General features: G+C 61.0%; 23 protein-coding genes. 17 read left to right on the top strand and 6 right to left on the bottom strand.

Annotation, left to right across the window (positions count from 1 at the left end; genetic code table 11):
* Window positions 1–82: 82 nt before the first annotated feature.
* A complete protein-coding gene (locus FSO04_RS21790; RefSeq protein WP_154562345.1) occupies window positions 83–691 on the top strand; it encodes an NADPH-dependent FMN reductase in 609 nt (202 codons plus the stop codon).
* A gap of 404 nt (window positions 692–1,095) precedes the next feature.
* On the opposite strand, the gene FSO04_RS21785 is transcribed toward FSO04_RS21790, so the two are convergent.
* Both FSO04_RS21785 and FSO04_RS21780 read right to left on the bottom strand, forming a co-directional pair.
* Complete coding sequence (locus tag FSO04_RS21785; RefSeq protein WP_154562343.1) at window positions 1,096–1,833, bottom strand: SEL1-like repeat protein; 738 nt, start codon at window positions 1,831–1,833, stop codon at window positions 1,096–1,098.
* Between the two features lie 332 nt (window positions 1,834–2,165).
* A complete protein-coding gene (locus FSO04_RS21780; RefSeq protein ID WP_154562341.1) occupies window positions 2,166–3,035 on the bottom strand; it encodes an AraC family transcriptional regulator in 870 nt (289 codons plus the stop codon).
* A gap of 312 nt (window positions 3,036–3,347) precedes the next feature.
* Here FSO04_RS21780 and FSO04_RS48315 point away from each other — a divergent pair, with 312 nt between their 5' ends.
* Together FSO04_RS48315 and FSO04_RS21775 are read left to right on the top strand one after the other, a co-directional pair.
* Window positions 3,348–3,479 (top strand): hypothetical protein, encoded by a 132-nt coding sequence (locus tag FSO04_RS48315; RefSeq protein ID WP_266262270.1) that lies wholly within the window; start codon window positions 3,348–3,350, stop codon window positions 3,477–3,479.
* Window positions 3,476–5,008, top strand: a complete 1,533-nt coding sequence (locus FSO04_RS21775) for an FAD/NAD(P)-binding protein (protein ID WP_154562339.1) — start codon at window positions 3,476–3,478, stop codon at window positions 5,006–5,008. Before FSO04_RS48315 ends, FSO04_RS21775 begins: the two co-directional genes overlap by 4 nt.
* A 117-nt stretch (window positions 5,009–5,125) precedes the next feature.
* On the opposite strand, the gene FSO04_RS46425 is transcribed toward FSO04_RS21775, so the two are convergent.
* Window positions 5,126–5,368, bottom strand: a complete 243-nt coding sequence (locus FSO04_RS46425; protein ID WP_166618226.1) for a hypothetical protein — start codon at window positions 5,366–5,368, stop codon at window positions 5,126–5,128.
* On the opposite strand from FSO04_RS46425, the gene FSO04_RS48745 reads away from it, so the two are divergent.
* Together FSO04_RS48745 and FSO04_RS21765 are read left to right on the top strand one after the other, a co-directional pair.
* A complete protein-coding gene (locus FSO04_RS48745) occupies window positions 5,336–5,671 on the top strand; it encodes a DUF2917 domain-containing protein (RefSeq protein ID WP_154562337.1) in 336 nt (111 codons plus the stop codon). The genes FSO04_RS46425 and FSO04_RS48745 overlap by 33 nt on opposite strands.
* A gap of 832 nt (window positions 5,672–6,503) precedes the next feature.
* Window positions 6,504–6,977: a hypothetical protein gene (locus FSO04_RS21765; protein ID WP_154562335.1), complete on the top strand. Its 474-nt coding sequence runs from the start codon at window positions 6,504–6,506 to the stop codon at window positions 6,975–6,977.
* Between the two features lie 617 nt (window positions 6,978–7,594).
* On the opposite strand, the gene FSO04_RS21760 is transcribed toward FSO04_RS21765, so the two are convergent.
* Both FSO04_RS21760 and FSO04_RS21755 read right to left on the bottom strand, forming a co-directional pair.
* Window positions 7,595–8,728, bottom strand: a complete 1,134-nt coding sequence (locus tag FSO04_RS21760; RefSeq protein ID WP_154562333.1) for a WD40/YVTN/BNR-like repeat-containing protein — start codon at window positions 8,726–8,728, stop codon at window positions 7,595–7,597.
* A 34-nt stretch (window positions 8,729–8,762) separates the two neighbouring features.
* Entirely contained in the window at window positions 8,763–9,032 is a 270-nt protein-coding gene (locus FSO04_RS21755) for a MoaD/ThiS family protein (protein WP_154562331.1), read from the bottom strand.
* 128 nt (window positions 9,033–9,160) lie between these two features.
* Here FSO04_RS21755 and FSO04_RS48310 point away from each other — a divergent pair, with 128 nt between their 5' ends.
* Window positions 9,161–9,454, top strand: a complete 294-nt coding sequence (locus FSO04_RS48310; RefSeq protein ID WP_154562329.1) for a 3-hydroxybutyrate oligomer hydrolase family protein — start codon at window positions 9,161–9,163, stop codon at window positions 9,452–9,454.
* A 43-nt stretch (window positions 9,455–9,497) separates the two neighbouring features.
* Here the strand turns inward: FSO04_RS48310 and FSO04_RS21745 are convergent, their stop codons facing one another.
* Complete coding sequence (locus FSO04_RS21745) at window positions 9,498–11,411, bottom strand: SMP-30/gluconolactonase/LRE family protein (protein ID WP_166618228.1); 1,914 nt, start codon at window positions 11,409–11,411, stop codon at window positions 9,498–9,500.
* A gap of 1,904 nt (window positions 11,412–13,315) precedes the next feature.
* Here FSO04_RS21745 and FSO04_RS21740 point away from each other — a divergent pair.
* From FSO04_RS21740 to FSO04_RS21690, 11 genes are all read left to right on the top strand, one after another.
* On the top strand, window positions 13,316–13,501 hold the full coding sequence (locus FSO04_RS21740; RefSeq protein ID WP_154562327.1) for a Flp family type IVb pilin: 186 nt from the start codon (window positions 13,316–13,318) through the stop codon (window positions 13,499–13,501).
* Between the two features lie 98 nt (window positions 13,502–13,599).
* A complete protein-coding gene (locus FSO04_RS21735) occupies window positions 13,600–14,085 on the top strand; it encodes an A24 family peptidase (protein WP_154562325.1) in 486 nt (161 codons plus the stop codon).
* Between the two features lie 27 nt (window positions 14,086–14,112).
* Window positions 14,113–15,120 carry a Flp pilus assembly protein CpaB gene (gene cpaB, locus FSO04_RS21730; protein ID WP_154562323.1) on the top strand — a complete coding sequence of 336 codons (1,008 nt, stop codon included), beginning with the start codon at window positions 14,113–14,115 and terminating at the stop codon, window positions 15,118–15,120.
* A 118-nt stretch (window positions 15,121–15,238) separates the two neighbouring features.
* Entirely contained in the window at window positions 15,239–16,534 is a 1,296-nt protein-coding gene (locus tag FSO04_RS21725; protein ID WP_154562407.1) for a type II and III secretion system protein family protein, read from the top strand.
* An 18-nt stretch (window positions 16,535–16,552) separates the two neighbouring features.
* On the top strand, window positions 16,553–16,927 hold the full coding sequence (locus FSO04_RS21720) for a CpaD family pilus assembly lipoprotein (protein ID WP_154562321.1): 375 nt from the start codon (window positions 16,553–16,555) through the stop codon (window positions 16,925–16,927).
* A gap of 10 nt (window positions 16,928–16,937) precedes the next feature.
* The gene (locus tag FSO04_RS21715; protein WP_154562319.1) at window positions 16,938–18,155 is read left to right on the top strand and encodes a CpaE/TadZ family protein; all 1,218 of its coding nucleotides are present in this window, start codon (window positions 16,938–16,940) and stop codon (window positions 18,153–18,155) included.
* A complete protein-coding gene (locus tag FSO04_RS21710; protein WP_414693448.1) occupies window positions 18,155–19,543 on the top strand; it encodes a TadA family conjugal transfer-associated ATPase in 1,389 nt (462 codons plus the stop codon). The genes FSO04_RS21715 and FSO04_RS21710 overlap by 1 nt, the downstream gene beginning before the upstream one ends.
* Complete coding sequence (locus tag FSO04_RS21705; RefSeq protein WP_154562315.1) at window positions 19,540–20,517, top strand: type II secretion system F family protein; 978 nt, start codon at window positions 19,540–19,542, stop codon at window positions 20,515–20,517. The genes FSO04_RS21710 and FSO04_RS21705 overlap by 4 nt, the downstream gene beginning before the upstream one ends.
* Window positions 20,514–21,464 carry a type II secretion system F family protein gene (locus FSO04_RS21700; RefSeq protein ID WP_154562313.1) on the top strand — a complete coding sequence of 317 codons (951 nt, stop codon included), beginning with the start codon at window positions 20,514–20,516 and terminating at the stop codon, window positions 21,462–21,464. The genes FSO04_RS21705 and FSO04_RS21700 overlap by 4 nt, the downstream gene beginning before the upstream one ends.
* Window positions 21,461–22,324 (top strand): tetratricopeptide repeat protein, encoded by an 864-nt coding sequence (locus FSO04_RS21695; RefSeq protein ID WP_154562311.1) that lies wholly within the window; start codon window positions 21,461–21,463, stop codon window positions 22,322–22,324. The genes FSO04_RS21700 and FSO04_RS21695 overlap by 4 nt, the downstream gene beginning before the upstream one ends.
* Entirely contained in the window at window positions 22,321–22,794 is a 474-nt protein-coding gene (locus FSO04_RS21690) for a TadE/TadG family type IV pilus assembly protein (protein WP_154562309.1), read from the top strand. The genes FSO04_RS21695 and FSO04_RS21690 overlap by 4 nt, the downstream gene beginning before the upstream one ends.
* Window position 22,795: the final 1 nt, after the last annotated feature.

Below are 22,795 nucleotides of genomic sequence, written 5' to 3'. Positions count from 1 at the left end.
ACGAACAGTTTGTTCGTATCGACCAAGACGAGAGTGATTAGCCTCGTTGAACCTTTCCTCCCCAAGTTGCAGGAGTACCCCCATGACCGAACAGCAACAACCCCGCGTCGGCATCGTGATCGGCTCGACCCGAGAAGGCCGCTTCGGCGAAAAGCCCGCGCACTGGATCCATGAGATCGCCAGGCAGCGCACCGACCTTGTCTTCGAGCTGATCGACCTGCGCGATCACCCGCTGCCTTTCTTCAACGAGCCGCGGTCGCCGGCCTACGGACCGGTCAATAACGAGGCGGCGCGGCTCTGGGCCGGCAAGCTCGCGAGACTCGACGGCTTCATCGTGGTGACGCCCGAGTACAACCACGGCCCGAGCGCGGTGTTGAAGAACGCGCTCGACTACGCTTACACCGAGTTCGCCCGCAAGCCAATCGGCTTCGTGGGCTATGGTGGGGTGGGAGCGGCACGGGCCGTCGAGCAACTGCGGCTGGTTGCAGTCGAGCTGCAGATGGCACCGGTGAGCCATGCCGTTCACATCGGCATGGTGGAATCCCTCGGCATCATGCAGCAGGGCAAGACCTTCGAAGACTTCCCGCACCTGGCGCAGGCGGCCAACAAGCTACTTGACGACATGTCATGGTGGGCCAAGACGCTGAAGCCCGCACGCGAAGGCATGAGGACCGGCGCCGCCGACCGATAGCAAAGAGGGAAAGCCTTCGGCGTGACGGCGTAAACCAATCGCCACTCGCCACTTCAAAGCAGATGACGCCTTCCATGCGGCAGATTTGTGGCGGCGAATGTCGTCTGCGGGTCGATAGTGCGATCTCAGCCAACGGCGGCGGCCGGCTTGCTGTGACTTCATGCGAATCGGCGGCCCGCTTTGCACCACCCTTGATGGCACGCATCGTTTTCTGGACCTCAAGGATCCGCTCGTCTGGAGTCCAGAATTCGTCGACGCCGGTACGTGCCCTTTGGCCGCCACAAGCCGATAGAAACGAGCAGCTCTCGCCGGATTCGCAGATTGATCCCTCTTTTCCGCAGCGTGATCACGATACAGGCCGGCGTTGAATGCAGCGGGGACGTCGCCTGCACGATGCCAGGTGCTTAGGCGGTGCCTAGACGTGATTCGGCAATCCGCTTCAGATCATCGGGAGTTGAAGCAGATTCAGCCAACTGCTCAAGCAAGTCCGTGGCTCTTTTTTCGTCTTTCGGACCACCATCGCCAAGCGTCAAACTCGTCGCCAGGTTAAGTATCGACCGGGGCAGCCCTCGCGATGCCAAAGCCTCAAGGAGGTGACGAGCCACTTCGGGTTCCCGGTTTCGGTTGCCGCTTAGCAACTCATCAGCAATCGATTCTACAAACCTCAGCGAGCTTTCGTTTTCCGTTCTGTGTATGCCAGTCATGAGCGCTTGTTCGAAGTGGCCAACGGGATGGTGCACGGCGTGAGCCAACGTGCTTAGCGCCTCTTGAAAACTCAGATCTTCCTTTGAGCCGGCAAACGGCGTTTCTGTCGGGTCCCCGCACTCTTCGTGCGCATGCGCGGCCGATGGTTGCCACCATCGAACTAAGTCGTCCGCGGATTCACCGTGAAGATCAACTGACGATGCGAGCAATTGCGACACCTGATATACGCGTCTCTCGGTTAGTGTCGCGCTGTCACACGCCTCGTCGAGCGCGGAAGCTGCTTTGCTGCCCAGCTCGCCGTGGAGGTCGGTCCAGTCTCTATAGCCGAAGACTTCGGAGGTCACCTGTCGCGCCTGGGATTCCTTTAGAGAAAGGCGGTATTTGAGCCGATTGGCGGCCCGCGTCGGGATAGACGCGTTCTGAAAGTAGATACGCATGGATTCGGTCCGAGTTTCCGTGCCGACGAGCCTCCACAGCCGGCACGGAATCAAAATGAACTGTGAGGCGGCGCGGGGGGCGTGAAGCCCCGCCTGTAAAAATACCGTCGGTGTCTGATGCAGTCAATCCTATCTAGGAGACGGTGTGTTGCGCGATAAGGCTCGGTCTAAGCGCCAAGCGGTCTTCAAGATAGGGTTTGGCCCCTGAGGATCTGCGATTGTCCATGTGCTCTATAGTCCAGACACGGCCATTCAGAAACAGCTAGTTCGGGTTGCCTGACCAGCCGCTTCGCGACTTGATAGCGGCTCAGGGTTTCCTTGTTGTCGTTCGCCTAACGGAATGCATCGCGATACTGACCCGGCGTCATGCCCATGATTGCCTTAAAAGTGCGGGTCAAATGGGCCTGGTCCGCAAACCCCGTAGTGATAGCGATGTCGGCAAGCGGCTGCTGCGAACGCAACATTTGACATGCCTCACGGATTCTCGTCTGCGTTTGATAAGCGTGAGGCGTCAGCCCGACCGATTGCTGGAAGGCGCGTAAAAGCCGAAACGGCGGAACGCCTGACGTCGCCGCGAGTTCCTCCAGAGTGACCTTGTCCCCCAGATTTTCGACCAGATAATCGCGCGCCAGCTCGACCGCACGGGGTTCCCGCACACGTGCAGGAATGGTGGCCACGGCTCCCGAATGTCGCAGCAGCAGTCTCACGATCAGCGTGACTAACCGCGATTGACGCTCGAGCGCGGACGTTTCTGCCTCGGAGCGTCGGTGCAATTCAAGCAATTCGCGAGCGGCGTCAGGATCGTCGAACGTTGGTCCGAGAAATGCGATGCTGGACGCGGGCGAGTACCTTCGCAAATCCGCCGCGGTGTTGTGCACCATCCTGGGATTGATGTGGATCGTTCTGCAACGCCAGCCTCCGCCATTCACCGGCGTGCCATAGTGAGCTTCCTCTGCGTTGATCAATGTGAAAGAGCCTGCTTTGGCAATGCCCTGATGTGAGCGCGTGCGCAAGTCGATTGCCCCTTCGAGCACTAGACCCAAACTTATTTCCTCATGAGAGTGCCATGGATACATATGTTGAACGTAAGTACCCTTGAGCATCTCCGCGTCGTGCAGGTCCGTCATCCGCCAAACCTTGACGCTGCTGTCATGCGACATCTCTACCTCGAAATAAGATTCCAGATGCTTTCCTTGACGCATGGCCTTCAGGCAAGATAGATCACCCGAACGAGCCAATTCCCGATACGAGAAGAGGAACCGTCACGTAAACGATACCGAATACTTTCCGTTTGCGCTGAGCGCCGACGTAACGGTGTTTTCCACGGCGAATCTTGTCGCCAGACCTGGGGAACGCCGCGAACTCTACGCCGCACGTCTATTTCAGCCTACCAGGCCGTGCGTGCATCGGTCTTGAAGAATCTTGCAACCAGGCAAAGTGTTGGGACGAGCGCTCTGCGGTCGCAGGATTCTTCAATACTCGCCACGCGGGCGCTGGATATCGTGGCGTCACGCATGAAAGACGCAGAACGCTGGCGCGGCGGCTATCGAAGCCATTGGTACGACAACGGGCGCTTTCATCTTTTCCCGGATCATCCGATGGCACGCAATGCGGCCAACGGTAAGAACAGGACATCAGTATTATGAAACAGGACGAAAATAGTGTGGCTCTGGTTGGCGGTGGTGCTGCTTGTGTTGCAACGTTTGTCGCGCTTGTCAAACGGCGCGCAGCGAAAACCATCTATGTGATAGCCCCCGGCGAAATCGGCCCCGGCCTGGTGTTTGGAAACAGTGACGATGACCTGATATGCAACACGTCGGCGGAGATCATGTCGGTGATGGCAGACGCCCCGCAAGATTTTCTGCTCTATTTGCGGCAAAACGGCCGATATGTCAGTCCAGAAGCGTTTGTGCCGCGATCGTGGGTCGGTGCATATCTGACGGATCGCTTTCGTGATTACGTGGCTATTGCATGCCGGCGCGGGATAAAAGTGGTTCGCCTGCCGTATCACTTTCATTCCGCGCGTGTCATCGACGCGTGCGGCCATGAGTTGAAGCTGGCGCGTGACGACGCCTCGTATTCGCTCGTTGTGACCGATGTCATTTTCTGCACGGGCCTTGGCGCTCCACGCCTTCCCGACTTGCTGAAACCACACATCGACCATCCGCGTCTGATTTGCAGTCCTTATCCTGAGGCCGACATGCTGCAGCGAATACCTAAGCATTCGCGCGTGCTTGTGGTTGGCAGCAAACTCTCGGCGGTTGATGCGGCCGTCTTACTGGGCCGGCAAGACTGCAAGGTGTCGATGGTATCGCCGTCCGGCGCGCTTCCGGCCGTGCGCAGCCGGTCCATCAGAAATGCGCGGTTTCGCCTCGACCGCTCGTGGTTGGAGTCGATTTTCAGGCGATGGACGCCGGGCGGCGATGCTTCATATCCGAAGGGCTTGAGGCACGCATATCTGAAATACTTCGTCCACCACATGTCGACCTTGGCCGGGCCTTTGTGGCGCAAGCAGTTCAGCGGTGCACACACGTGCGATCAGCGGTTGCGCGACCAGATCTCTCTCGCCGAACTCGGTCAATCCCAATGGCAAGATGTGCTCGTCGATCTTGTGGAAACGATTAATGCGATCCACGCTAAAACTAGGTCCCTGTTTCCTGGCGCGATGCACACCGCGGCTAGCCAAAGTGTCGAGCCCTACCTCACTGCGCTCGCACTACCGAATGCGAGGAAGCTGCTCGACCTGATAGACAAAGACCTTCTGTCCGTGAGCAAGGGCAGATTGGTGGATATCATCGCACCACCGGATAGATCGGCACCATGGTGTGTGAATTGGGGTGAGGGATTCCAAAACTTCGATGCGATAGTCGTTGCCGCCGGATTTCATACGCCACGCCTTGTCAGAGACGAAGCGGGTCAGATGGAAATTGAAATACACGGCTCGCGCGAGAAAGAGACCGTGGACCTATCGCACCGGTTGACCACCGAGCCGACCCGGCCAGCCGAACAGGGCAGCCTCTGGTTTGTCGGACCGCTTGCTCATTCGCGCGTACCGATATCGAGCGCCCTGTTTGTCACTGCGTCTGTGGCCGCGCAAGTGACGGCGAATCTCGAATCCCACCGTGCCGCCACGGCACTCGACGAATGCTGCCCTTTAGACGCAGCCATGTACTGATACATAGCCGACCTTCGCATCGATCTCAGTACCAATAGATAGCCAACGATGGTCCTTCGCGTACTCTCTGCGCCGATCGTCGAATCTGCTGTACTGGAAAGCGTCGTGTTGAATAATTCAATGAGCTGGGCAGCAGACTGCTGAGAACCAATCGATGCTTGAACGGCCGCTATATTTTCCGAAACGGCCTTTTGAAGCGGTGCGCGGCAGCGCGGCTGCTTCAAACAGAGTAGGACCTTCGGTATTTTTGGGCAGATTTCTCTGCGGCGTCGTTTGGATGCGCGGCGGCAATCTGCATGACTGTGTGGAAACTGTTGGAGCTTTGCGATGCGTGAAATTAGAATCTTTGAGTTGGATCAAGCTGACGTTCCAACGCGCCTGCCGATTGGCTGCCCATCGAGGGTGAGCGCAATGCGCGAGAGGCTGTGGGTTACCGTGGAAGGACAAACGGATGACTATTGGCTGGCAGAAGGCGAATCTCTTGAATTGCCTCCATATGCTGTCGTATGGATCAGCGCCGAACATGATGGAGGGCGGCTTTCAATTACGTCCTGCAACACTGGCTCAGTGGTGAGCGCGCGCGCGAGGATGGACGTGCTTGTGCTCTGGCTCGCGCGATGCGCAGTCGCAGCAGTGCGTTCGGCGCTGCGCCCATCACCATGAAAGGCTTCTACACTTCTACGCCGAGCAACACCGTCGGCACTTTTGCGTCGTCGCGGAAATCGAAACGCGATTGATCCCGAGAAGTTCCGTCCGGCGTTCGATGCGTTACAGACAAGGCATCCGCTGTTGTCTGTGTGTGTCGAGGACGACATCGAACATGGCCGGGGCATTTACCGGTCCGACCGAAGACGTGACCGGCCGGTATGACCGAAGTCCAGCCGCTCAACGTGACACTGTCGAACGTCGCTTCAGGGTCGGGAGTGTGAGTTCGCTGATGCAGGAAGCTGCCGTCCGACTGCTCGATGCCGCCACTGTCAGCAATCCGCCACATTGCTGACGTAGAACCCGACCCGCCCCAATGTCGGCAAAGGCCGATGAACCGTCATCGACCGCCAAGCCCGGACATTGGCGAAGCCCAGATACGCCTGCGCACTGACTGTGAACGTAGAGACGACTAACCGCGCGCCCTCTGCGACCTCCGAAGTCGCAGCAACGCTCCAACGTCCGCCGACAACCTTATCCAATCAGCCAAACGCAAAGACTTAGCCCGCCTGGTTGAACGCTACGCCGCTACCTTGATTTATAATCATCAAGCCATCGGGAAACACCCGGCGGTCAGGTGTGGAAGCCTGTGATCGTAACCGCACCCCCGCTCAGGCGGGGCGTGCGTCTACCTCTGCACGTCTATATTTCTATGGGCGGGCTGTGGTGGGGGAGCCGCAAGGCTCGCCGGTTCGTTACGATCCCGGTCTTCCAAACCCGCCACGTGCCCGCTCACCCACTTCCTCAAGCGAGTGTCGGGCGATCCAGGAAGTACCAGGGAGGTCGCACCATGAGCAGCAAACCTACAAAAAAATCTCAACCCGCTTCACGCCCGCCTGTCGACGCGCTCCAGTACGAAAAGCTTGCGCTCTCCACCTTCGATCTATGCAACCGGCAGTTGAGTCAACTCAACACGCTGATCACACTTGCGTCCTCAATGTGTAGGAATCCTGCCATCACGAGCGACGAAAGACGACGTCAGCAGACCATGCTTGAATTGCTTGTCGACACAGCAGAGCAATATCAGCGAGAGCTCGAATGTGACCGTGAGCTGTATCAGGTGATCGCGCTCGATGCGAAGGGCATCCCGCAGAGCCGCATCACCGCGAGCCGTGCAGCGCGCCTTCTTGCAGAGGCATCACAAATAGCGACGAAGGAAACACCGGCAGGCACGAAGCCCCGCCCTGGCAAGCAAACGTCAGCCAAATCCGCGACAAACGAAGAAGCAGACGCTGCCCAACAGCCGGCTCCCACGCAGCACTAACCATCGAGAAGGTGAACGACTTCAGTCGTTCAGATTTGTAGCATGCCTGCCCTCAGTCACGAGCATGGGCGAGCGCCACAAGCAGATGTGGGCAGGCGTCGTATAAACCTAATAACTTTCAGGCGTTCGACATCGGTGCGCAGATCATCGACAATCGATAGGAAATCTCGACGCCGTTGGCACGAACAGCGTCCGGGAAAAACCGTCAATCCTCCCCTTACGGCATGGCGCACGAATATCTCGTCATTTTCCAATACCACGAGCCTGAACCGCGTGAGCTATTTGAGCGCGGACTGATCGAAGATTACGAATCGTCATCGGGCGCATTTATCGAGGCAGGGTCGGCGGAAGAGGCCTTGATCTGGTGCGAGGTAATCGCACAGGAGCTTCTTCGACGCGTCAACGATGACAGATCGTTGGATTGGAAACGCTTGGGATATTCGTGCTGGATTGAATCCACACCAGAAAAATCCCCTTGGGGCCACTGCTTGGTTTTTTTCAGCACGTTCGCGTCGGCGAGCTGCCGAACATCGACGCGATGAGTACTGCCGCGTACATTCGCTGGCAGGGTGGCGACGGCGCAAGTTAGCTAAAGCGAATGCGTTTGCTCGGCGCCCTCATCCAAACCGAACACAATATACCGGCGGCAAATGCGCTGAAATCAAATGCCAGCTTTCGCCGCCATCGTCGGATGTCCATAGCGCGCCAGTGGTCGACCCCATCGCGAGGCGCGTGCCGGAGTCGTCTACGGCGAGCCCGTGCCGATACACGAGGTCATAGGCCGGTGTAGGCGGCAACCCGTTCGAGAAGCGCTCGAACGTGCGGCCTCCGTCGCGTGTGCGCGTGACGACGAACTGGCCGTCTACCGGGATCCGGTACTGGTCTTTCACGGCGGGCACGAACCACGCGGTGTCCGGCTCGCGCGGGTGCACGGCAACGGCGAAGCCGAAACTCGATGGCTGCGCTTCGATCCGCTGCCAGTGGGCAGCGCCGTCGGTCGAGCGGAAGATCGCGCAGTGATGCTGCGTCCACAGCACATCGGGGTTTGCCGTGCATTGCACGACGCGGTGCGGGTCTTGCACGTTGGCATCGCCGCGCCGCTCTGGCGGCATATAGTCGGCCTCCATGCCCTCGGCACTCAGGCACCAGGTCGCACCACCATCGGCCGTTTGCCAGACGCCGCCGCACGACACGCCGACCGTCACGTGCCGGCTGTTGCGCGGATCGACCATCACGGAATGGATGCCCGGCGCGTCGTAGCCGCCTCCGAGCCATTCGCGGCGCTCCGGGCGATCCCACAGCGCACGGTTGAGCACCCATGTGTCGCCACCATCGTCAGAACGGAAGAGCCCACCGGGGATCGTGCCGGCCCACAAGACGCCCGGCTCGTCCGGGCCGCCGGTTTCGAGCGACCAGATTTGCTGAAGCGTCCAAGGCGGCGACGGGCTGGGCGCGGCCGCGCTCGCATTGTCCGCGCCGTCACCGGTACGCGTCTCGTCAGCAGGCTGCGGCGGGTAGACGGGAACCGCGCACTCTTCCCAATCCGCCATGCCAGCGCGCCGGCGATGCAGCTTCACGCCGAAGTGGCCGAGATTGAGCCCGACATACAGCGATCCGTCGCGCGGATCAGGCAGCACCATGCTCACCGGCTCGCCGACGAAATACGGCTCACCGAGGGTCCAGCTACCCTCGTCGTCGGCTTGCAGAACGAACAGTCCCTTGCGGGTTGCAACAAGCAATCGATCGCTCATGTCGAGTGTCTCCAGGAGTACGAGTGGAACCTTCTTATCCGCCCGACAGCGCCTGTATGACGTAAACCCGGCTTTCCTCACCGAGCGCATCGGACAGATGTTGTCGGTCGCGCACCGGCCGGCCATCGACAAACACGGCGAGATGCCTTCGCAGTGAGCCCTGATCGTCAACGATGTAGCCGCGCAGTCGAGGTTGCGCGGCGAAGACGGCCTCGAGTGCTTCGCCGAGCGTGCGCGCATCGATCTCGCGCTCGGGCGTTGCGATATGCCGTTGAATCGAAGCAGCGAAGAAGATGTGCGCCATGGCGAGGTAGCCGAACGGGAATGGCCTTGTTCGTCGATTCTGAAGTTTAGACCATCCGCCGTGTGCTTCGGAGCGTCGCCATACACCAGACGAAAGGCTGCGCCTCCGAAGCGGCCGTTGACATGCGGATGGCAACCCGAAAAAAGGCAGTGCTGCTCAGCGCCGCGATAGTGAGCGCAGTACTCGTCCCTGTTGCGCGGGCCGACGATCACGACGACCGCCGCCCAGGCCCGAATGGCCTGCCGTGGTTCGTCGTGGCGGACAGCCTCAGGACGACCACCTATGACGGCATCAGCGATGACCTGCTAACCGCCGGCCTCGGCAAAACCGGACTCGCAGGCCCAGCGCCAGCTATCGCCAAGAAGGAGCGCTCCGGCCGAACGCTGCCTGTGGAAAGAAACAAGGTCAATAAGTCGACATAACGTGAGGTGCTCGCCGGGGCGTAGCCGCGACGAGCACTGTCGATCAGTGTGTCCAGCGATAGATGATGACGCTGGCCCCGTTGTAGTTGTCCTTCGTGATCACGTACTCCCCGGTCGACCGACGGTACGATCGAAGGCCGTACATCGAATCCACGTCATTGCCGACGTACACGGTGTTGGGGTTGCTGTTGATCAACGTGGTGTCCAGGCTGCCTGTGGTGAGATTGAAGGCGTCGATGTTGGGCACGGTGTGTACGTATCCGACGAAGAGATAGTTGCCGGCCGCCGTGATCGACTTGGGATTGGCGCTGGTGAGGTTGATCACCGGATTGGGAGCGGTCGTGTTGCCTGCGAGCCAGCCGTGATACACCTCGATCCGCGTTCCGATCGACGTCCAGTCTGCGCTCCCGACAACTCCCTGGGCCAGGATCATCGTGTCGCTTTCCGGCAGGTAGATGATCCGCGTCAATGGCGTGATCGTGCCCGGAATGGGCGTTGCAATTCCTGCTCCCCAACTCGGCTTCCCGTTGGCATCGAAGCCGGTCAGCGGATAGTGCCAGATGGCATTCGTCTTGTCCAAACCGGCCCAGACGTCCCCTTTGCTGTCGAGGCAGAATCCGTCCCTGACCGGTGCGGTCGTATTGAACGCCGTACCCGGAAGCGTGGCGTCCGGTATGGCGATGTAGCCATTCGCAGCATTGAAGTGGAAGAAGTAGAAAGTATCGGGATTCTGGCCGGACGCCACGAGGATCCGGTTGGCGCCGACGGTGGCAAGTTGACCGAAGTGCTCATCCCGTGAGCGATCGTTGATGTTGATGCGTGGATCGGATGGATAGTCGATCGGATCGACCGTGTTCGCTACGAAGGTTCCCCCAGCGGTGCCGGTGTAGATGTTGGTCCCTCCATAGAAGTACGCGCCGTCGGTAGCCGGGTCCGGAGCGGCGACCCCCTCGAAGTTCAGAGACTGAAGCTTCCATTGCAGGTGGCCAGAACTGTCGTAGGAGTGAATGTCGGTGCCGCCGTCGCGGCCGAGGTCCCAGCTTCCGCCCCACGGGTTGTTGAGCACGTACAGGTTGCCGGCGGCGTCTTTGCCGATGCCGGTGACGCGGGTAAAACGCCTGTCGCCAACCTGGCCTTTGATTCCCGTTGTCGTATCGAGATATCCCCCCTGAATGCCAAATGTACTGATCAGAAATGGAATGACCAAAGTGTTATAGATCTTGATGTTCATGTCGGGGCCCGCGTCGCCGATCATGAGAAACCCGGTCGACGAATCGAGATACAGCGAGGACGGTCGAGAGGCGACGGACATCTGGATGGTGTTCACGAGCACGCCGGCCGGATTGAATTCGAGGATCGCGCCCGCGCTCTTCTGCGCAACCCAGATGTTTCCTGCGCTGTCCACCGCGAGCGCGCCAGGGCTTGAGACGGCGATATCCTGCCGCCAGACGCCGTCGGTGGTGTAGACGCGGATGCGATTTCCAGGCGAGTCGCTCGCATAAAGGAGCGAGCCCGACGTCGCGAGTCCCGTGATTACATCAGCCCGCTGCTCAGTCGTTGTCGCGCTGACCGAGATAAGAAAGTCGCGAGTTTGAGTGGTTCGGTTGTACCGCCCGACCGTGCCGCTGCCGTAAGTGGCATTAAATTGCAGAGCGGCGAAGATCGAAGTTGCGTTACCCGTAATGGCGCTGCCCTGAAACTCGCCGTGACCTCCTATGGATCCCAGGCTTTGGCCGTTCTGGTATATCGCGACACCACCTTCGTTTTCGTCCCACATGGAAGCCGTGTAGATGACGCCCTCGGGCGCTATCCACATGGAGCGCGCGACGCTACCCACGTGGGTAGCGTTGGTCCCAAATGTGTTCGCCACCCAGTCGGTGCTGTACTGTCCGTAACACTCCGGCGCGAGCGTAGCGATCAGAAGGGCGGTGAGGAACGTGGCATAGATTCGTTTCATGATAGTGAAGCGTGCCCTCCTGAGGCACCTGAATCGGGGGATTGCGGTTTGGCCCATGCTCGCAGCATTGACAACCTGACGGGCTTCACATGGGGACCGACTGATGGTTCCTGTGACTGCCTTCCTTGTCGTGCTGGCATGCGCGCTATGGGCTGGAAGATTCTTCGATCGGGAAGGGTCTTCTTCGAAGCGTGCCAGGCGCCGCTCGCCCGTTCGGCGAACGGCGTTTCGCAGGAAACTGTCCTTGTCCACTGGCCGCTCCAGCAAGCGTCGCGTCTGTCCAACTCGAGGCTGCGTTAGAGCGGTATATCGGCGAGGCGCGGAAAAGGTTGAGCTGTTCGCATTCCCAGCACGAGCAAACGCGTTGGAGCCCAGCCCGAGCAGCGCTTTCAGCTGGTCCGCGAGGTGGATGAGCGTTCAGATGCCAACTGGCGGTTCGGGGTGGCAAGCGTGGCCCGCGAGCGGGTGATTTCTCGCGAGACGAAGGTGCGGTGAGGGCCGACTAGCGAAGTTCGCGGCCGAGGGGCGTCTGACCGGACTCGGCCGGCTTCCGGAGTTCCGGGCTCGGCCATGAAGCGTCGTTCGCGCGCAACGTCGCTCAGACATTCAGGCGTCGGTTCCACTCAGGAACCGGCCATTCGATTCCCAATGGTGAAGTGTTGCTTGTCGGCCGAAGCGGTCGTTCGCGCGCGTCGAAATTGAGTCGGACGCGAACGTCGGCTGTCGAGAAACTCGAATGATCTGTATCGGCGCACAGGGGACTTAGGTTCGGTCCAATACGGACGTTTAGAACCTGTCGCCGGGGCGCGAACCGGCTCGCGAACATGGCACATCTCGCCGCGTCTAGATTCTTCTGTCTGGCATTGAACTTATCGTTCCGTACCTTTCTACGCGCACGCGCCTGTGGATTACGGGTTCGCGCGCAGCCGGCCGATCATGGCATGGACCGCAGTAAGCTGCGAACCCGATTTCAGCGCATAGTCGGGGCCGGTATAACCGAACCAGTCGCAGCAATCTTCCGGACTGAAAGGAACCGTGGGCGCAATCGCCTGAGGGTGAAGGACGACGATGTTGTTCGTGTCGGCCCAGTAGTTGTAGTTAGTCTTCGCATAGAAATTGTCTCCGACTACGGCCGCCGACGACCACGCCTGCCCCGACTACCGAGCCCGAGTACGCAACCTGGTATTGGATCGCCATGAAGGCGCCCCACGAAAGGCCTGACACAGACGTATGTGACGGGTCGCCGTGGTATGACGGCCGCGCATCAGCGGCCAGCTCGGCGGAAGCGTCCGGCCTGCGGGCTCAGTGCTTTCCCTTCACGTACATTCAACGCTTCCATGTCGAGCATCGCTGCCCGCTTGCCGGCCTGTTGACAGCTACGCAGGCGAGCGATCTGGCGAGTCTCATCGCAAGGGGTATCCAGCAACGAGCGGCCGCTATAGATCGAGCGACGGCGGTATGGCGAGGCGCGATCGTGCGGGATGCACGCTGATAATCACGTGAAACTGCAAATTCATTCTGTCGCGAAACGAATGGTTTCTTTTTCAACCTTGCATGCTGCGATCACTTTGATGGCGAGGCCTAGCCGAAATGACAGTCCTCTATTTGTCTGATCAAAAAAATCTTTGAATAGCGAGGGTTTCTAGCCTCATTTCTTCGGTTTGCCGGTGTGGGGCCATCGTTATCCTCAGCAGTGTTGAAGGATCCGGATGTTGTCTGCATGCCGTCTCGCACGCAAACGTTTCACCTTTGTGACGAGTCTGAAACTGATGCGATCTTTTCGCTCCCGGGTCTGACACGTCTGCGCCTTCAACAATTGACTCAGAAACCCGTCGCATCGCGTTTTAACGCAGCTTCGTTCTTTCGGCATCCTTACAAAAGTCAAACTCACCTACGGAGTCCTCATGCTTCAATTTATCAAGTCTCTGTCGCGCGACGAGCGCGGCGTTAGTGCGCTCGAGTATGCGGTGCTCGCCGGCATCGTAGTCATTGCGGTCGTGGCGGCCGGCGCTATTTTCGGTGGCGCTGGCGGTCTGCCTGCGCTGTTCACGAACATGGTCACGAAGGTTACGAACGCACAGAACGGTTAATCGATATCTCCAGACATTGCGGGATCAGTGGGCCAGCCCGGCTTCCCCAAGGGGCGCCGGGCGTCCCGGGCACAGCGGAAAATAAGGAAAAGCCACCCATGCTGTACGCGGCGAAATCAGCGGCTTGTCTTGTATTGGCATCACTGGCGGTGCGCGATATCCGCTCGCGCCGCTTGCCGACACGCGCCGTATTGCTCGTGGCCTGTCTTTACGGGATCGATGCTGCTGTTGCTGGAGTAAGCATCGCGTCGCTCGCGGATCACCTCGGTGCTGCTGCCATCGGCTTTGCACTGTTCGCGCTTTTGTTCCGCTGCGGCTGGATGGGCGGAGGCGATGTCAAGCTGGCCGCCGCCGTTTTCCTGTGGGCAGGTCCTGCCTACGCATGGCCGGTGTTTTTCATCGTATCTTCCGGCGGCCTGGTTCTCGGCTTGACAGCGCTGATCATAGGTCTCGTCCGCAGACATGCGACGCATTCCGCGCCAGCATCCACGCAGCCCGCTTCGCCGTGCAGCGTGCCCTACGGCGTCCCTCTTGCGTTCGGCGGCATCGCGGCCGTATGGCTGCCCGTCTTGAACTCTCTGTAGCCGATCTGACAGCCGATCGCCACGCCCATGCCCAGAATTTTAAAGATCGTCATCCTCGTGATACTCGCCTCGGTCGGCGCGATCATTTTCCGCGCGTTGTTCGTCGCCGCATCGCAGCCGGGCCAGGCGCGGCCGCCGGCGATGGATCGGGTGCGCGTCGCAGCCGCTGATCTGCCAGAGGGGATGTTGCTGCGCGACAGCGACCTCGCCTGGAAAGATGTTCCTCACAAGCAGCTCCAGCAGGGTGCGCTTGTAAAGAGCGACGCTGACAGCGCAGATGCAACGGACCTGAAAGGCGATGTGCTGCGCCACGCGGTGACAGCCGGCACGCCGCTAGGCACTGCGGATGTCATTCCGCCCAATGCGCCGGGATTTCTCGCTGCTGCATTGAAGCCCGGCATGCGTGCAACTTCAGTTGCCATCGACGACGTTTCGGGCAACGCCGGCCTGATCCAGCCAGGGGACTACGTCGACGTGCTGCTCACGCAGCAACTCGACGGGCCGGCCCGTGCGCCGGAGAACACCGCTCGCTCTGTGGAAAGCGAGACGGTGGTCAACCGCGTTCGCGTGCTCGCAGTCGGTTCGGTCTTCCAGCGACCCAAGGCAGATACGGCAGACGCGAATACGCGTGCGCGAACGGTCACGTTCGAGGTGACGCCGCATACCGCGCAGGTGATCGCCGTCGCGACGCATCTGGGTTCGCTGTCACTCGCGCTGCGCAGTTTTGCGACTAGCGATCGCAATCCGCCCGTCACCGGCAATGAGACGCTGCCGCAAACACCACCCGTGTGGGCCGGCGACGTCTCGCGTGCCCTGTCAACGGTACGCGTATCGGCGCACGGCACGGCGGGGTCGGTCCCGGCTGCCCCGCATCCGGTGATCGTCTACCGCGGCTCCCAGGTATCGGACGCAGGCGGGGATGCAAGGCTTCAAGGCAGTACCGGTGCCGCGGGTGTGCCACCACTGCCGCCGAACCCGCCGACGACGGTTGCCGGGCAGAACCCGTTGCCGGAACAGCCCACTACACAACGCTGACCCTTCGGCTTGCCCAGGCGGTGAGACCCGAAATTAACAGGAAGGATTCATGTTGCATCGTGTCTATTCGGCAGTGCAGGTGCGGTTGATCGCCGGATTCGGACTGACGGTCGCACTGATGCATGGCGCGCTCGCTGCGAGCATCGATCCGTCGCTGGCGGTCGCGGCAGGCGGGGGCGAAATGCTGCACCTGCCCGAGCCAGCCGTCGCGGTGTTCGTCGCCGATCCGGGTGTCGCGGACGTGCACGTACCGACGCCTCAAACGGTATTTGTGCTCGGCAAGAAGGCGGGCACGACGACCTTGTTCGCGCTCGGCGCCCACAATCGCACGATCCTGCGGGAAACCGTCGTGGTCAGTGCGGATACGCCATCGATACAGCGTATGCTCGACGCCCGCTTCCCGCACTTTCAGCTGAACCTGACGGGTGCTCCCGGTTCGCTGATGGTCGCTGGGCGCGTGCCCGACGCGGCGGCCGCGGACGCCGTGATGCAGTCCCTTACACCGTATCTGCACGACAAGGAGACGCTGGTTAACCGGCTGACGTTGACGCGGCCAATCCAGGTCAATCTGCGCGTGCGCATCACCGAAGTGGACCGCAACGTGACGCAGCAATTGGGCATCAACTGGAACGCACTCGGCCAAAGCGGAAACTTCATCGGCGGCCTGTTCAACGGCCGTGCGTCCGCTGCCACGACGACGCTTTCGTCAACCGGCGCATTCTCGGTCCTCGGGGCGTTCCACGCCGGCAAATGGGCGATTGACGGGGTGCTCGACGCGCTCGATCAGGAAGGCTTGATCACGATGCTCGCGGAACCGAACCTCACCGCGATGTCTGGCGAAACCGCCAGTTTCCTCGCAGGTGGCGAGTTTCCGATCCCGGTTCCGCAAGGCCAGACCAATTCGATCACGATCGAGTTCAAGCCCTATGGCGTGTCGCTCGATTTCACGCCCACGGTGCTGTCGGATAACCGGATCAGCCTCAAGGTGCGCCCCGAAGTCAGCGAGATCGATCCGACCAACAGCGTGACGATCGACAGCATCAAGGTGCCCGCGCTCACCGTGCGCCGCGTCGAGACCACCGTCGAATTGTCGAGTGGACAAAGCTTCGCCATTGGCGGACTGCTGCAGAGCAGGACCAGCGACGTCCTCTCGGAGTTGCCGGGCCTGGGCAAGCTTCCGGTATTGGGCAAGCTGTTCTCGTCGAAGAACTATCTCAACGACAAGTCCGAAGTGGTGGTCATCGTGACGCCTTACATCGTGCAGCCCGCTGACCCCGGCCGTCTGCGGCAACCGATCGACACCATCGTGCGGCCGAGCAGCGACATCGAGTATGTGCTGCAGAGCAAGCTCGGGCTCGATCCGCTGTCGGGGAACGTGCCGCGCCTCGTCGGGGCCGCGGGCTTCGTCTATTGACCTATCGGGAACCATGCCATGCTCCTTCGACTGATCGGTATTGGACTGCTGCCGCTTTTGCTGCCCGGCTGCATGTCCGCAACTCCGCCACTCGGACTTCCCGATGCATCGGTCATCGGCTTCGACAGCCGCCACGCGATCGCGCCGGACTGCGCGACGCTGGTCCAGCCGTCGCATCTGGTCGATGCGGGCGTCGCGCGCGCGAGCATGCCATTCGGCTGCGCGACGTATACGAATCTCGCGGTGATGCTCGCCCGGCCGGAGGATCTCGTCGATCCGCTGCCGTACGCCGGCGCCGACGCAACGACGGCCGCAGGCGCGGTGCGCCGCTATGACGAAGGCCGCGTGAAGCAGCCGAACGCCACGTCGACGACAAGTCCATTGACACACTGACACGCCCCTCATGAATGCGCTCGACATGTTTCGTCCCGCGAGTTCGGCCGCAGCACACGCGGCGGACCTGCTTGCGGTTGTCTCTGATGCAACCAGCGTCGATGCCGTGAAGAGCCTGATTGTCGATCAGGCGATATCGAATGCGCACGCGCAGATCGGCAACATCGACGACGCGATCCGTCTGCTGCAGAATCTCACGCGGCCGCCGCGCCAGTTGCTGGTCGACGTGTCCGGCTCCGACATGCCATTGTCGGACCTCGCTCGACTGGCCGACGTGTGTGCGCCGTCGGTCGCCGTCGTTGTGATCGGCGATCGCAACGATGTCGGTCTGTATCGCAGCCTGCTCGAGATTGGGATCCAGGACTATCTCGTCAAGCCTGTGACGGTCGAACTGCTCCTGCGCGCACTGTCGGCTCGTGATCCGTCCGCCCAGGCACGCACCGGCAAGGTGATCAGCTTCATTGGCGCACGAGGTGGCGTAGGTGTGACGACGATCGCCGTCTCGCTCGCGCGACATCTGACGGATGAAACGCTCAGACATGTGGTGTACGTCGACCTGAACCTGCACGGCGGGGCGGCCGGTTCCACGCTTGGGCTACCCGGAGGCAACGGGCTGACTGATCTGTTGCAGGACACGCGCAGCATCGATCCGCAGGCACTCGATCAAGCGGTGGTGGCAGCCGGTGAACGGCTCTTCACGCTGTCGTCAGAGCTTCCCTATGAAACCGAGTTCACCGTGCGTCCGGGTGCGCTCGCCGACCTGATCAATACGCTCAAGCGCCGCTTCCATTATGTGCTGCTCGATCTGCCGGCCCGGAGCGGCCGCATCGTCGAAGAGGCGCTCGACGCATCACAGGTCATCTGCATCGTGGCGGATCCTTCCGTGTATGCGTCACGCGAGTGCATGCGCCTGCTCCGCTTCACCGAAGATCGCTCGGGCGAACCGGTGATCTCGGTGCTGCTGAACAATCCGCTCGAACCCGTCGCGGACCGCGTCCAGCCTCTGGACTTCAAGCGCGCGCTGGGACGCGCCGTCGTGCACGAATTGCCGTACGATCCAAAGCCCCTTGCGCGGGCCGAAAACCTGGGCGAACCGCTCGGCGATCGCAGGAAGCCTCTGGGGTTTGCCGCCGCTATCGAACGCGTTGCAAACAGCCTCACCGGCCGTGAGTCTCCGGCGCCCGCTCCCTGGCACCTGCGGTTATTCAAAATGCGGAGAAGCGGCTGATGTTCGGCGCCAAAAAACCCATCCCGGAGCCTTTGCCGCTCGCCGACGCAGAAACCGTGCAGCCCGCGGCGCCTGCGCCTGCGCCTGCGCATCCGCATCCGCGCACGCCGCCTGACGGCTACGAGACCGTGATTCGCTCGGAAAACTTCAGGAAAATCCGCGCGGTAGTTTTTGCATCGATGAACATGTCTGCCGCGCTGATGAAAACGCGCGACCAGGTGCGCGCAGGCATCGAGGAAATCGCTGCCGACGCGGTGATACGCGAACAGCTGCACATCACGCCTGGCGAGCAGGCCCAGATCGTCGGCGAAATCCTCAACGACATGTTTGGCGTCGGCCCCATCGAACCGCTGCTCGCCGATGATGCGGTGACGGATATCCTCGTCAACGGTCCGGATCAGGTCTATGCCGAGCGGCATGGCCGGCTTGAACTGACGTCGCTGAAGTTCCGCGACAACGCGCATGTGACTAACGTCGCGCAGCGCATTGCAGCTGCGGTTGGCCGACGCGTCGACGAAAGCAGCCCGATGGTCGACGCGCGACTGGCCGACGGAAGCCGGGTCAACGTCGTGCTGCCGCCGATCGCGCTACGCGGCGCATCGATCTCGATCCGGAAGTTCTCACGGCGCAATATCACGCTTGCAAGAATGGCCCAGCAAGGCAACATGTCGCCGGAGATGGTCCGCTTGCTGAAGATCGCCGGCGCGTGCCGTCTCAACATCATCATCTCGGGCGGTACAGGTTCGGGCAAGACGACTTTGCTCAATGCTCTGTCGCAACACATTGACGAACACGAACGTGTCGTGACTATCGAGGACGCCGCGGAACTGCAATTGCAGCAACCCCACGTCGTAAGCCTCGAAACGCGCCCAGAGAACAGCGAGGGACTCGGCGCGGTGACGCAGAGAGATCTCGTGCGCAATGCGTTGCGGATGCGTCCCGACCGCATCATTCTGGGCGAAACACGCGGTCCCGAGGCATTCGACGTACTGCAGGCAATGAACACCGGTCACGACGGTTCGATGACGACCATTCACGCGAATACGCCGCGCGACGCGATCACCCGGCTCGAAAGCATGGTGATGATGGCGAACGGGAACCTGCCGCTTACGGCGATCAGGCGCCAGATCGCCAGCGCCGTACATCTGATCCTGCAGGTCGAACGCATGCGCGACGGCGTGCGCCGCGTTACCCGCGTGACTGAGCTGGCGGGCATGGAAGGCGACGTGATCATCACGCAAGATCTGTTCGCGTTTCGCTACGATGCCAGCGCCTATCAGGAAGACGTGAAAGGCACCTTCGAGTCGTCGTCGTTGCGTCCTGTGTTCGCGACACGCGCTGCCTACTACGGCCTCGAGACGACCCTGATGGAGGCGATGCGGCCATGACACCAGCGGACATCGTCGGCGCCGGTGCGTTCGTCGCGATCGTGCTGACAGGCATGCTCGTATCTTCGCTGCGCGATCTCGCACGCAGTCGGCCGCGGCGGCGTATTCAGGAGCGCATGAGAGAGCTTCAGCAGGTGCGCGCCGCAAGGCAGCAGTCTGCGCCAGCAGACACGAGCGGCGCATTATTCGAACGGCCGAAGGACTACGGCGCGTTCCAGAGGTGGTTCCAGCAATATGTGCAGCGGATCAGGGCGGTAAGCGGCGGGGGCGGCATCCGTCTCGTATGCGCGAGTGGTATAGCCGGCGCTGTGGTCGCGTTCATCGTCGTGCGGCTCGCCCCGCTGCCTGGGTGGTCGCATCTGTTTATTTATTCCTGCATGTCGCTCGCCGCGATACGGTTCACCTATCGCTTTCTGATCGCCCGTTTCCGCGCGCGGTTTCTGCTGGTATTTCCCGATACGCTCGACCTCATCATCCGGGCGGTGCGTGCCGGCATCCCGGTCGTGCAGGCGATCAGCACCGCTGGCAAGGAGGCCGAGGAACCGGTTCGCTCGACTTTCCGCACGATGGGCGACAGCCTGCGGCTGGGTGCGGACCTGAAAGAAGTGCTCGACAAAGCAGTCGTACGCCTGCAGATCGCCGATTTTTCGTTCTTTGCAGTGTGTCTGCTGCTGCAACGTGAGACAGGTGGAAATCTGGGGGAAACGCTGGAGAACTTGTCTGGAATCATTCGCACCCGCAGGGACATTCGTCTGAAGACCCGAGCGTTGACCGCGGAGGGCCGAATCGCGAGCAAGATCATTTCCGCGGTGCCCTTCGCCATTATGGGCTTCCTGTACGTCATCAACCGGCCGTATGTCGACCTGCTGTTTCACACACGCGCTGGCCACAAGATGCTGACGCTTGCCGCGGTGCTACTTGTCATCGGTCTTTCGCTGATTCAAAAAATATCGAATCTGGACACGTCGCGATGAACTTTATTGACTCTGATGCCGTGCGCGACCTTGCGCTGGTGCTCCTGCTCTGCGGCGGACTACTGCTTGCGCTGATGCGGCCGCGCAGCACCCGCCGTCGCATCGCACATCGCGCGCGTATCGCCGCAATGCGCGCGGACTCGCATCCACCATTGCGCGCGGAAGAGCACGTAGCGGACCTTTGGCAACGCCTGCTGAAGCGCTTTGCATCGCTCGGCGAACGCGTGCCAGTGGGCGGTGCGGCGCAGCGCAACCAGCTGGGCGAGCAGTTGGTCCGGGCCGGATTTCGCGAGCGCCGGGCGGTTTCGATGATGATCGGCTTCAAGCTGCTGGTCGGCGCGTTGTTCGCGCTGGTGGCAATTGTGCTCGGTCCGTATGTGCCACGCATTGGCGAGTATTTTGTGTTTCGAGCACTGATGATGGGCGGCGTGTTCATCGTTGGGATGATGCTGCCCGAGCTTGCGCTGAACACGCTGATCAGCCGCCGGCAAAAGGCGATAGCTTCGTGTCTGCCCGACGCGCTCGACCTGCTGGTGATCTGCACCAACGCGGGCAACAGTCTGGTGGTCGGCGTGAAGCGCGTCGCACGAGAACTGAAGACGATCTGTCCGCCGCTTGCCGACGAGTTTGCCGTAACCGGCGACGAACTGCAGGTCAGCGGCGACAGTGCGGGCGCCTTGCGCCACCTGGCGGCGCGAATCGGTTTGCCCTCGGTGCGCGCGCTCGTGACCACGCTGATTCAGTCGCAACAGTACGGCACTCCAATCACCCACTCGCTGCGCATGCTGTCACGTGCCGAGCGGACCGCGCAGATGATGACGCTCGAAGAAAAGGCCGCGAAACTTGCAACCAAGATGACGTTGCCAATGATGTTCTTCATCCTGCCGACGGTGGGCCTGATAGCGGCCGGCCCGGCTGTGATTCGCCTGATAGCGGTCTTCAAATGAAAATTTCCCCAACGTTGCTGCGCTCCATCGTCATAGCGCTGCCGTGTGCCGTCGTTTTGCTGACGGGTTGCGCCAACGGCGGCAGTTTTAACCCGCGCCCCATCTCGTCGTCGCGCAACATCGACGGAACGAGCGATCTGCGCGTCGCCGACAGTGCTTTGCGAGGTGGTGATGTCGAGCTTGCGAGCACACTGTTCGAAAAAGCGCTCGCGGCAAACCCGAACTCGCCCGAGGCGCAACTCGGTCTGGGCGATGCAATGTACCTGGCCGGCGACCTCGAGCGAGCCCGAGCGCTTTACCAGCTCGCCGCGCTGCAGACCCTGGTGAAGCCGGCAGCGCAACTCGGTCTCGCACGCGTGGCGTTGCGGCAGCGCCGGCTTGACGATGCAGCGGCGCTATATCGCGGGCTGCTAGCCAGCCAGCCTGACGATCCTGTGGCGTGCGAGGGTCTCGGCGCGGTGCTCGACCTTCAGGGCCGCCACGCGGACGCGCAGGCAATCTATCGCAGCGCGCTCGCGGCGCACCCGGAGGTACAGGGTTTGCGCATCAACCTGGGCCTGTCTTTCATTCTTGAGAATAAGCCCCGTCAGGCCGCCAACACTCTGCTCGACGTCGCAGGCCTGCCGGATGCACCTCTGCAGGCGCGCCAGAACCTGGCTCTCGCGTACGGGATGCTCGGCAACGCGGAGGCGGCGAAGAAGATCCTGCTGGTCGATCTGCCGCCGTCTTCGGCCGACGACAACCTGCGCTTTTATCAATCGCTGCGCGACAGGCTCGCCGGGTATCCTTCAGATACCCGGCGTACAGACGGCAAGGCCACAGCGGCAAGCGTTTCGCCGCCCGCAGAGGCGCCGAAATGAATCAGCGCGCGCTCGCCGTCAACCCGTCGCGTTGCCCCGTCCGGGCGCAACGTGGGTCGCGTGCCGGCGCCGAGCGCGGAGTGATCGCGCTCGAATTCGTTCTGGTGTTTCCGTTCCTCATGCTGGTGCTGTTCGGCATTATCGACGTCAGCCTGCTGTTGTGCGACAAGGCGGTCATTACCAATGCGAGTCGGGAAGCGGCCCGCGCCGGGGTGGTAGTGCGGATTCCCCAGTTGTCGGTTACCCAGATCAGCAATGTCGCGCTGAATTACACGCAGCAGAATCTTGTCACTGGAGGCACGGCTACAACACCCACCGTTACGGTAGATCAGTCAGGCGGCACGTCTCCCGGCAGTCCATTGACGGTCACGGTGACTTATCAGTACCAGGGCCTTGTTGTGGGTTCTGCTTTCAGTTCACTGACCGGCCCGGTCACGCTGACGGCTACAACTGCGATGAATTACGAGTGAG

This window comes from Paraburkholderia madseniana (genome assembly GCF_009690905.1).
GTDB lineage: Bacteria > Pseudomonadota > Gammaproteobacteria > Burkholderiales > Burkholderiaceae > Paraburkholderia > Paraburkholderia madseniana.
The sequence above is the reverse complement of the archived record's forward strand: the minus strand, read 5'-3'. Positions and strand labels throughout refer to the sequence as shown.